Source organism: Streptomyces sp. SAS_270, assembly GCF_052543295.1.
Window position 1 is genome coordinate 1 of record NZ_JBMNDS010000135.1, and the last position, 9986, is coordinate 9986.

General features: G+C 70.9%; 10 protein-coding genes. 5 read left to right on the forward strand and 5 right to left on the reverse strand.

Annotated features, from left to right (window positions below; genetic code table 11):
- Window positions 1-70 precede the first annotated feature (70 nt).
- Entirely contained in the window at window positions 71-1525 is a 1455-nt protein-coding gene (argG, locus tag ACN6LB_RS44170) for an argininosuccinate synthase (protein WP_445030845.1), read from the reverse strand.
- A gap of 80 nt (window positions 1526-1605) precedes the next feature.
- On the opposite strand from argG, the gene ACN6LB_RS44175 reads away from it, so the two are divergent.
- The gene (locus ACN6LB_RS44175) at window positions 1606-2373 is read left to right on the forward strand and encodes a hypothetical protein (protein WP_445030846.1); all 768 of its coding nucleotides are present in this window, start codon (window positions 1606-1608) and stop codon (window positions 2371-2373) included.
- A gap of 73 nt (window positions 2374-2446) precedes the next feature.
- Here the strand turns inward: ACN6LB_RS44175 and ACN6LB_RS44180 are convergent, their stop codons facing one another.
- On the reverse strand, window positions 2447-3193 hold the full coding sequence (locus ACN6LB_RS44180; protein WP_445030847.1) for an SAM-dependent methyltransferase: 747 nt from the start codon (window positions 3191-3193) through the stop codon (window positions 2447-2449).
- Window positions 3194-3484: 291 nt separating this feature from the next.
- Between ACN6LB_RS44180 and ACN6LB_RS44185 the strand changes: the two genes are divergently transcribed.
- Together ACN6LB_RS44185 and ACN6LB_RS44190 are read left to right on the forward strand one after the other, a co-directional pair.
- Complete coding sequence (locus tag ACN6LB_RS44185) at window positions 3485-4036, forward strand: DinB family protein (RefSeq protein ID WP_445030848.1); 552 nt, start codon at window positions 3485-3487, stop codon at window positions 4034-4036.
- Window positions 4037-4159: 123 nt separating this feature from the next.
- Complete coding sequence (locus ACN6LB_RS44190; protein WP_445030849.1) at window positions 4160-4846, forward strand: response regulator; 687 nt, start codon at window positions 4160-4162, stop codon at window positions 4844-4846.
- A 17-nt stretch (window positions 4847-4863) separates the two neighbouring features.
- Here ACN6LB_RS44190 and ACN6LB_RS44195 read toward each other — a convergent pair whose 3' ends face one another.
- Both ACN6LB_RS44195 and ACN6LB_RS44200 read right to left on the reverse strand, forming a co-directional pair.
- Complete coding sequence (locus ACN6LB_RS44195) at window positions 4864-6558, reverse strand: glycosyltransferase family 87 protein (RefSeq protein ID WP_445030850.1); 1695 nt, start codon at window positions 6556-6558, stop codon at window positions 4864-4866.
- Between the two features lie 235 nt (window positions 6559-6793).
- Window positions 6794-7285: an FBP domain-containing protein gene (locus ACN6LB_RS44200; protein WP_445030851.1), complete on the reverse strand. Its 492-nt coding sequence runs from the start codon at window positions 7283-7285 to the stop codon at window positions 6794-6796.
- A 71-nt stretch (window positions 7286-7356) separates the two neighbouring features.
- On the opposite strand from ACN6LB_RS44200, the gene ACN6LB_RS44205 reads away from it, so the two are divergent.
- Complete coding sequence (locus tag ACN6LB_RS44205; protein WP_445030852.1) at window positions 7357-7926, forward strand: TetR/AcrR family transcriptional regulator; 570 nt, start codon at window positions 7357-7359, stop codon at window positions 7924-7926.
- A gap of 151 nt (window positions 7927-8077) precedes the next feature.
- A complete protein-coding gene (locus ACN6LB_RS44210) occupies window positions 8078-9262 on the forward strand; it encodes a GDSL-type esterase/lipase family protein (protein ID WP_445030853.1) in 1185 nt (394 codons plus the stop codon).
- A gap of 19 nt (window positions 9263-9281) precedes the next feature.
- Here ACN6LB_RS44210 and ACN6LB_RS44215 read toward each other — a convergent pair whose 3' ends face one another.
- A complete protein-coding gene (locus ACN6LB_RS44215) occupies window positions 9282-9773 on the reverse strand; it encodes a hypothetical protein (RefSeq protein ID WP_445030854.1) in 492 nt (163 codons plus the stop codon).
- Window positions 9774-9986 lie beyond the last annotated feature (213 nt).

Consider the following 9986-nt stretch of genomic DNA (forward strand, 5'->3'; position numbering starts at 1 on the left):
CTCCGGCACTTGCCGGAGTGCGAGACCCGGTTGGCCAGGTCGCCCCTGGTGCTGCACCGGTGACGCCAGGTCAGTCCGTGCCGGACTCCATCGCGGCGCGGTCCAGCAGCGCCTCTTCCTCGGAGACCTCACCGCGGGAGGCGATCACCTCGGCGCCGCCCTGCGGCAACTCCGGCATGGTGCCGATCAGCCCGGTCGCGGCCGCCTGGGAGGCACCGATCGTGGGGCTGCCGGTGCCGATCAGGCCGAGGCCGACGTACTGCTCCAGCTTGGCGCGGGAGTCGGCGATGTCCAGGTTGCGCATGGTGAGCTGGCCGATCCGGTCCACCGGGCCGAACGCCGAGTCCTCGGTGCGCTCCATGGACAGCTTGTCCGGGTGGTAGCTGAACGCCGGGCCCGTGGTGTCGAGGAGCGAGTAGTCCTCACCGCGGCGCAGCCGCAGGGTGACCTCGCCGGTGACGGCCGCGCCGACCCAGCGCTGCAGCGACTCGCGGATCATCAGCGCCTGCGGGTCGAGCCAGCGGCCCTCGTACATGAGACGGCCGAGGCGCCGGCCCTCGTTGTGGTACTGCGCCAGGGTGTCCTCGTTGTGGATCGCGTTGACCAGACGCTCGTACACGGCGTGCAGCAGCGCCATGCCGGGCGCCTCGTAGATACCGCGGCTCTTCGCCTCGATGATCCGGTTCTCGATCTGGTCCGACATACCCAGGCCGTGGCGTCCGCCGATGGCGTTGGCCTCCATCACCAGGTCGACCGGGGAGGCGAACTCCTTGCCGTTGATCGTGACCGGGCGGCCCTGGTCGAAGCCGACCGTGACGTCCTCGGCGGCGATCTCGACCTCGGGGTCCCAGAACCGCACGCCCATGATCGGGTCGACGGTCTCGACGCCGGTGTCCAGGTGCTCCAGGGTCTTGGCCTCGTGGGTGGCGCCCCAGATGTTGGCGTCGGTCGAATACGCCTTCTCGGTGCTGTCGCGGTAGGGGAGGTCGTGGGCGAGCAGCCACTCCGACATCTCCTTGCGGCCGCCCAACTCGTGAACGAAGTCCGCGTCGAGCCACGGCTTGTAGATGCGCAGGTGCGGGTTGGCGAGCAGGCCGTAGCGGTAGAACCGCTCGATGTCATTGCCCTTGAACGTCGAGCCGTCGCCCCAGATCTGCACGTCGTCCTCGAGCATCGCCCGGACCAGCAGGGTGCCCGTGACGGCGCGGCCGAGCGGCGTCGTGTTGAAATAGGCACGCCCGCCCGAGCGGATGTGGAACGCACCGCACGTGAGCGCAGCCAGGCCCTCCTCCACCAGCGCCGCGCGGCAGTCGACCAGACGCGCGATCTCGGCGCCGTACGCCGACGCACGGCCGGGCACCGACGCGATGTCGGGCTCGTCGTACTGGCCGATGTCGGCCGTGTAGGTGCACGGGACGGCGCCCTTGTCGCGCATCCAAGCGACCGCGACGGAGGTGTCGAGGCCCCCGGAGAAGGCGATGCCGACGCGCTCGCCGGCGGGCAGGGAGGTGAGAACCTTAGACATAGGAAGAGTATGCGCCATCACGCATGATCATGCAATATCGACCCCGGACGGAACAGCTCGATGATCGGAGCGGACCCCGCATGACCGTCGCAGAAACGCGCCGCCTTCTCGTGCAGGCCCGCGGCGAGCCCTCCCCCGTGTACGAGTCGTACGAGTACGGCTACGGGCCGTACGAGGACTGGACGCACGACGACCACATCGACACGTTCACCGGCCACGTGCCGTTGGACGAACCCGAGCTGGGCCTCCCGGAGGATCTCGCCGAGACCCTGCGCTCGTGGTCGCTGTCCCGGCCGCCGGAGGGGTCCGACTCCCGCGCGGAGCTGACCGAGCACGCCAGGCAGGGCGCTGCGGTTGCCCACCGCCTGGCCAGGCATCTGGGCCCGTCAGCGGCTGTGCGCTACTGGGACGAGCAGCACAGCACGTCGTACGGGATCTGCTGGGGCTGCGACCGCCCGCACGCTGAAGGCGACGGCCACGGCAGGCCGCCCCACCCGGTCCACATCGAGGTCGACGGCGAATACCGGTTCGGCCCGCTGCGCTCCCACGGATTCGGGGACTTCTTCCCCGACGATCCCGCCGCCGCCCTCCACCTGTCCGACGAGTTGAACACCGCCCTGTACGCGTGGGCGGGCCGGATCAACACCACCCTCGACCTGCTGATCCGCGACCGCGACGAGGCCAAGTACGACGACGAGTGGCAGCGGCTGTTCCGCGAAGGCAGGGACCTGGCACGACTGGCCGCCCACGAGATCGGCCCCGCCCGGACGGTCACCTACAAAGGCCTGGCGCACGGCGGCCCGACCGTCCTGACGTCGGTCACCTGGCAGGGTGACCGGGAGTTGTAGACGCGGGTCGGGCGCGACCGGCCCCGTGCGGGTCCGGGCGGCACGCCGCCCGGACCCGGCGTTGACCGGGCCGTCAGCGGCCCATCAACGCGAAGATCCCCCAGCCCAGGTATTCACGCTCATAGCGTGCGTAGCGGGCGGGTCCTTCGGTGAGTTCGGCCCGTATCTCGGCGGACAGTTCGTCGTCGGGGTTCCGGTCGAGCCAGCGACGCAGGTTGAGCCACTGGGCCGCCCGGTAGCGGTCCCAGCTGTCCTGGTCGGCCAGCACCATCTCCACTACGTCGTACCCGAGACTGCCGAACTGCTCGATCAGCTCCGGCAACGGCCGGAAGTCGCTCTCACTGACGGCATGACACGCTTCGAGGGTGTCCTGGTCCGGCGGCTGCCGACGCCAGTACGGCTCGCCGATCAGCATCACCCCGCCTGGACGGAGGCTGTGGCTGAGCAACTCGACCGTGCCGGCGGCGCCGCCTCCGATCCAGGTGGCGCCGATGCACGCGGCGAGATCCACCGGCTCGTCCGCGATGTAGCCGGCGGCGTCGCCGTGGACGAAGTCGACGCGGTCGGCGACCCCCAGTTCGGCGGCACGGGCGCGGGCCTTCTCGGTGAACACCGTGCTGATGTCCACCCCGGTGCCGGTGATCCGGTGGTCGCGGGCCCAGATGCAGAGCAGCTCGCCCGACCCGCTCGCGAGGTCGAGCACGCGCGTCCCGGGCTCCGGGTCGAGGGCCCGGCCCAGCGTGGCGAGTTTGTCAGTGGTGATCGGGTTGTGAACGCGGTGACTGCTCTCGCGGATGGTGAAGATACGTGGAAGATCCACAGAGGTGATTCCTTGGGTTCGAAGAGATCCTGGCGTTTTCGGAGGACAGCCGGTCACTGTCGGCCGCCGCTGCTCGGACCGTCATCACATGCACCCCGCCAAAGCGTGGGGACCGCGAAAACCCTGCCGCCTCCGCACCCCTGTGGACTTCGAACCCGGGCGACGCTAGGACGCCACGGGCCGACGTGTCCACTGGTTTTCGCCGCCGACGTCCACGCCTACGAGTTCAATACCCGCGGCTGCCTCGGTCGGGGGTTCCACTCCGTACCCTCATCGTCGAGGATGAGCCGCATGACCAGCCCCAGCAGAAGAGCGCAGTTGTTCACCGCCGAGGAGAACGACCCCCGGTTCAGCAGTCCCGCGACCGGCGACGAGCGGCGCATGCTCGTCGACTTCCTGGGAGCTCAGCGCAGGACGCTTGAGCTCAAGTGCGCGGGCGTGGAAACAGAGTTGGCCCGTCGCTCAGTGGAACCGTCCACGCTCTCCCTGCTCGGCCTGGTCCGGCACCTCGCCGATGTGGAGCGCCGCTGGTTCCGGCAGGTTCTGGCCGGGCAGGACGCACAGCTGCTGTTCTCCTCACCGGCCGCCCCCGACGGGGACTTCGACGGTGCGGTGGCCGACCCGTCGGGTGTCGCGGCGGCATGGGAGGCCTGGCATGCCGAGGTGGCGTTCGCCGAGCGCTTCGTCACCGAGGCGCCCGACCTCGACCTCGTGGGCCACGACGGATGGCGCGGCAAGGTGTCACTGCGCTGGGTGCTCATCCACATGGTCGAGGAGTACGCCCGGCACAACGGACACGCCGACCTGCTGCGTGAGCGGATCGACGGCGCGACAGGTGTCTGAAGCCCCCGCCGAGCGGCGTGGGGCTCGATCGCGGGCGCCGTTGCGACAGGGCGCGCGCTCCGTGCGCCCGCCACCGCCCGGGTCCCTCGCCCTCACCCCACTCGCCTCGTGCATGATGCGCTCATGAGCGACCGCAAACCCATCCGTGTCCTGATCGCCGACGACCAGGACATGGTCCGTACGGGCTTCCGCTTCTTCCTCGACGCGCAGCCGGACATCACCGTGGTCGCCGAGGCCGGCGACGGTGAGGAAGCCGTGACGCTGGCCCGGCGGCTGCGGCCAGACGTGTGTCTGCTGGACATCCGCATGCCCAAACTGGACGGGCTGGAGGCCACGCGTCTGCTGGCCGGACCGACCGTCGCGGACCCGCTGCGGGTCGTGGTGGTCACCACGTTCGACCTCGACGAGTACGTCTACGGCGCCCTGCACGGCGGGGCCTGCGGCTTCCTGCTCAAGGACTCCGGCCCGACGCTGCTGGCCGAGGCGGTACGTGCGGCCGCGAACGGCGACTCGCTGGTGTCCCCGTCGGTCACCGTACGGCTGCTCAAGCACCTCACCGCCGCACAGGCACCGAAGCCCGCCGCCCCGCCGCAGCCCCAGGACCCGCTCACCGACCGCGAGTTGGACGTCGTACGCCTGGTCGCCCTCGGCCACACCAATGCGGAGATCGCCGCATCCCTGTACGTCTCCCTCTCCACGGTCAAGACGCACCTGGCCGGCATTCAGCTCAAGCTCTGCGCGCGCAACCGCGTGGAGATCGCCGCGTGGGCCTGGCAGACCGGCCACGCCGGTACCCCCGGCACGCAGTGACGAGGGCGGCACTGCGGTCAGCAGTGGTCCGGCGCGGGTGAAGCGGCGTACTGCGAGCCGATCCGGTACGCGCCCGGCCGGGCCACCGTCAGCCGTGTGAACTCGCCGTCGGGGGCGAGGCAGCCGCCGTCGACGCGCAGCCACGGCGAGTACGCGACCCGCAAAGTCGCCGAGCCGGATGCCGGCACGTGGACGTCGACCTCGGCGCTCGTGGTCCGGACGACGGAGGCAGGCGCCGACACCAGCGGCACCGCGTTGCGCACCCGGTAGACCCGCCAGTGAGCGTCCTGCCACACGGGCTCCAGCCAGTCGGGCCGGTGCTCGCGGACCAGGCGTGCCTCGTCCTCGGCGTAGCCGTCGGGTTCGGCGAGCGGCAGTACGACGTAGCCGACGGCCCAGCGGTCCAGCCAGGTCCGGTAGGTGGTGGCCGAGAAGGTGCCGTCGTAGAAGAGGCGGTCGCGTTCCATGTCGAGCTGACGGTTCCAGCCGCGCGCGAGGCTCACGTGCGGGGCGAGTGCGGTGGCCTCACGATGGTCGCGGGCCGGGACCGCCTCGACCCGGGTGCGGTCGGCGCCGAGCCCGTCGAGGGCCCGTACGACGCCGTGTGTGTCCGCCGCCCACGCCGGCACGGCCGCGCTCACCCTCAGATCGGAGATGGTCTTGACGCCCACCCAGCCGACGGAGAAGACCAGGGCGGCGATCAGGAGGCCCCGCGATCGCCGCGCCGGTCGCGGGGTGCTCAGGAGCGCCGCGAGCAGCGCCGCCGGGGCGAAGAGTGCCGCGAGCCGCTCGATGTTGGTGCCGATGGGCGAGGGGATGAGATAGACGAGGACGGTTCCGGCCGCGTAGACGGCACCGCTCCGGCGCGCCACGCGCCAGCCGCGAGGGGCCAGGACGGCGACGGCGAGGCCGAGCGACGCGGGCGCCCAGATCCGATCGGCCGGCATCAACTGCTCGCCGGTGAACGGGAAGAGGAGCGTGGTCGTGGCGACGACCGCGGCGGGCGGGACCAGCAGGGCGAGGGCGCGCCTCCAGTCCCGTACGAGAAGGAACGCCGCGCCCATGACGGCCAGGAACAGCCCGGCGACCGGACTGGCCATGGTCGCGAGCGCGGCGTACGCGCCGGCGAGGACCAGGCGTCGTTCACGGGCGAGCAGCAGACAGGCGGCGAGGCCGAGGACGACACCGAGCGCGAAGGTCGTACGGCCCGAGGCGACGTTGCACCACAGCGCGAACGCGGCGAGCAGCGCCGGGCCCAGCGGGCGCCGTATGCCGGTTCGGGTGATCAGCACCGCGGCCAGCCAGGTGGCGGCGATCCCGGAGACCACGGTGACCGTGCGCACGCCGACGGCGGCCATCAAGTACGGGGAGAGGAGGCTGTAGTTGGCGGTGTGCATGCCGCCGTACCAGGACAGGTTGTAAGCCGATCCCCCGTTCTGCGCCGTGAACTCCGCCCACGCCTCCTGCGCCGCGAGGTCACCACCGCCGGTGGCGAGGCACGCCCACCACACCGCGTACAGGACCAGCATCGGCAGCGTGGCGAGGAGGGGAACGCGGTGGCGTTTCCAGCGTCGTGGCGCGGCGCGCGGCGCGAGTGGGGCGGGTGCGGGATGGGCCGGCGCCGGTTGGGCAGGTGCCGGTTCGACCGGTGCCGCTTGGGCGGGAAGCGGTCGTTCGACGACCGGGTGGACGGGGTCGGCTGTGTGGGTCACGGGCATCCTGGGGATCACGGGAGTCGGCTGTCGCCATCGTGGCTCTGCGCCCTCAACCCGTGCCTGGCCCGAACGGTCATGGCCGACCGGCCCGCAAACCTTTCACGTCAGCCATTCGGCCGATCCAGCCGAGGCGGCCCTCCCCTCCCGTCGTCGTCGCGAACAGCGTGCGCAACGCGCCGCTCCCGACAACTGGCCTGGAACCAGCAGCACTTGAACAGCGCGACCTGTGGAGTCATACGGTCACCTTGGCGATGAACGCGGCGACGTTGGCAACGGTGCGCTGGATCTTCTCCTCCAGGGTGAGCGACTCATGGAGCCGCGCCCCGATGCCCGCGTCCTTCTTGCCCCGCACATACAGCGAGCAGGCGAGATCGCTGCATATGTACGCCCCGACCGAGTTGCCCTGCTGTCCGGCCTTTCCCGCCTTCGGGGCGACCATCAGCGAGACTCCGCCGGTATGGGTGGTCAGGCACATCGAACACATGCTGCGCCGCAGCTGCCCGGAGACAGAGCTCGGGCAGCGCAGCGCCAGCGCCCTCGGGCGCCCGTCCAGCTCGGTGACGAGGTAACCGCGGTCCGGGGCCTGCGGATCTCGCCAGCCGAGGTAGTCGAGGTCGTCCCAGGGCCGGTCGGCCAGATCGCGCGGAACGGCCAGGCGCTTCGCCTCGCCCTTGGTGCAGTTGACGAACGCGGCGCGGATCTCTTGCTCGGTCAGCGGCTTCATAACAGCCACGCTAATTTGCCTAAACCTTATAGGCAAATGCATAATCTCTTCAGGCAAGTGAAGGAGAGGCCATGGCACGTGCAGGACTGACCACCGAACGCCTGGTCCAGGCGGGTGCGGAACTGGCGGACGAAGTCGGTTTCGACCAGGTGACCGTCTCCGCGCTCGCACGGCGGTTCGACGTCAAGGTCGCGAGCCTGTACTCCCACCTCAAGAACTCCCAGGACCTCAAGACGGGGATCGCCCTGCTCGCGCTGGAGGAACTCGCCGACCGGGCCGCCGACGCCCTGGCGGGACGGGCCGGCAAGGACGCACTCGCGGCCTTCGCGAACGTCTACCGCGACTACGCCCGGGAACACCCCGGCCGCTACGCCGCGGCGCAGCTCCGGCTCGATCCCCAGGCGGCGGCCGCGAGCGCGGGCGGCCGGCATGCGCAGATGACCCGGGCCATCCTGCGCGGCTACGACCTGACGGAGCCGGACGAGACACACGCCGTGCGACTGCTGGGCAGCGTCTTCCACGGTTACGTCAGCCTGGAGATGGCCGGGGGCTTCAGTCACAGTGCTCCCGACTCGCAGGAGACCTGGCCGTGGATCCTGGATCGACTCGACGCCCTGCTGCGGACCTGGCCCACGCCCTGACCCCCGCCGTCCACGGCACCGCGGACCGTCGAAGGACAGCCACACCTTTTCGGTTCGCCTCAGCCGACCGGCGTCCGGCTGATCCGACCGACCCGGGCACCTCCTTCGGACACCCTCATCAACTCCCGCATCCCATCAACAGGCTGAGACCATGACCGCCACGCACCAATGGATCACCACGCCCGTCACCGCCGACCTCCTGCGCGGCGCCCTCGACGTGGAACGCACCCCCCATGGCGTTCTGCCGCACCGGTTGCCCGCCCGTGCCCGCGCTCAGAGCACCGACGGGCAACTCGCGATGGCCGAGGCCCAGCCCTCCGGCGTCCGGTTGGTCTTCCGCACCCGGGCCAGGGCCCTGGAACTGGACACCCTGCCCACCAAGCGGGTCCACGTGGGCGCCCCGCCTCGTCCGGACGGCCTGTACGACCTGCTCGTCAACGGCCGCCTGGCCGGTCAGTCCGGTGTGAGCGGCGGCAACACCCTGACCATCGACATGGCCGAGGGGACCTTTGAGCACCGGCCCGGCCCGGTCGGCACCCTTCGCTTCACCGACCTGCCCTCCGGCATCAAGGACGTCGAGATCTGGTTGCCCTACAACGAGAGCACCGAACTAGTCGCGCTGCGCACCGACGCCCCCGTGGAGCCCGCACCGGACCGGGGCCGCAAGGTGTGGCTGCACCACGGGAGTTCGATCAGCCATGGCTCCGACGCGGCGAGTCCCACCACCATCTGGCCCGCCCTCGCCGCCGCCCTCGCAGGTGTGGAACTCGTCAACCTGGGGCTGGGCGGCAGCGCCCTGCTCGACCCGTTCACGGCCCGCGCCATCCGGGACACTCCCGCCGACCTCATCAGCCTCAAGATCGGCATCAACCTCGTCAACACCGATCTGATGCGCCTGCGCGCCTTCACCCCCGCCGTCCATGGCTTCCTCGACACGATCCGCGAAGGCCACCCCGGCGCACCGCTGCTGGTCGTCTCGCCGATCCTGTGCCCGATCCACGAGGACACGCCCGGCCCCAGCGCCGTCGACTTCACCGCACTCGGCACCGGGCGACTGCGGTTCAGGGCCATGGGCGACCCCGCGGAACGTGCGAGCGGAAAGCTGGCCCTGGGCGTCGTCCGCGACGAACTGGCCCGGATCGTCAGGCAGCGGGCGGCCGAGGACGCGAACCTGCACTACATCGACGGACGTGAGCTCTACGGCGTGGCCGACTTCGCCGAGCTTCCGCTGCCCGACGGACTCCACCCGGACGCCGCCACCCACCAGCGTCTCGGCAGGCGCTTCGCCGACCTGGCCTTCGCTGCCGACGGACCCTTCGCCGGCAGCGAGGTCTGAGGCGACAGGCGAGGACGGCTCAGGACTTCTGCACCACCACCGTCACCGTCCACTCCTGAAGGCCCTTGCATGCGATGTGGACGGGGTCGGTGCCGCACACGGGGCGGGACGAGGTGAGGTGTGCCGTGCCGGCGGATGTCGCGGTGAAGGCGGCGGTGGCGTCACCGGGCTGGATGACGATGCCCGCGTTGGTGGCTTCGAGGGCGTCGCCGGTGGCCGAGACGGGCTTCCAGGCGCGTTTGGTGGTGCCGTCCAGGGTGATGCGCAGGACGCCGCCCGCCGCCAGGCACACCGTGCGGCCCGTGTCCTCGGCGGTGAGTGACGACTCCGGCACGCACTCCTTCTCGCCGGCCGTCGGTGACGACGACGGTGCTTTCGACGGCGCCTTCGACGGTGTCACGGCGCTGCTGCCGGAGCCACTGTCGCCGGACTGCGTGCCGCAGCCTGCGAGGAGAAGGGCGGATGCCGCGAGGGCGAGGACGGTGGTCGGGCGGGGGGTCGTACGGCGCATGGGTTGGCCTCCTTTCCCCTGTGACGTGCCCCGAGCCGATCAGGATCCACTGACCTGCGCAACGCGTGTGCAAGGGGTGGCGGAAGAGGGCTTTCCGTAGGCGCAGCGCGGGCCGATGCCTCGGTGCAGGGTGGGGCGCACGCGTCGGCGCAGCGCGGGCCGACGCTTCGGTGCAGGGTGGGGCGCACGCTTCGTCGCGAGGCGGGGGGGGGG

Bases quoted from the DNA above. Each gene is read 5' to 3' on its own strand.
- argG (WP_445030845.1), bottom strand. From the start codon at position 1,525: ATGTCTAAGGTTCTCACCTCCCTGCCCGCCGGCGAGCGCGTCGGCATC.
- ACN6LB_RS44175 (WP_445030846.1), top strand. From the start codon at position 1,606: ATGACCGTCGCAGAAACGCGCCGCCTTCTCGTGCAGGCCCGCGGCGAG.
- ACN6LB_RS44185 (WP_445030848.1), top strand. From the start codon at position 3,485: ATGACCAGCCCCAGCAGAAGAGCGCAGTTGTTCACCGCCGAGGAGAAC.
- ACN6LB_RS44190 (WP_445030849.1), top strand. From the start codon at position 4,160: ATGAGCGACCGCAAACCCATCCGTGTCCTGATCGCCGACGACCAGGAC.
- ACN6LB_RS44200 (WP_445030851.1), bottom strand. From the start codon at position 7,285: ATGAAGCCGCTGACCGAGCAAGAGATCCGCGCCGCGTTCGTCAACTGC.
- ACN6LB_RS44205 (WP_445030852.1), top strand. From the start codon at position 7,357: ATGGCACGTGCAGGACTGACCACCGAACGCCTGGTCCAGGCGGGTGCG.
- ACN6LB_RS44210 (WP_445030853.1), top strand. From the start codon at position 8,078: ATGACCGCCACGCACCAATGGATCACCACGCCCGTCACCGCCGACCTC.
- ACN6LB_RS44215 (WP_445030854.1), bottom strand. From the start codon at position 9,773: ATGCGCCGTACGACCCCCCGCCCGACCACCGTCCTCGCCCTCGCGGCA.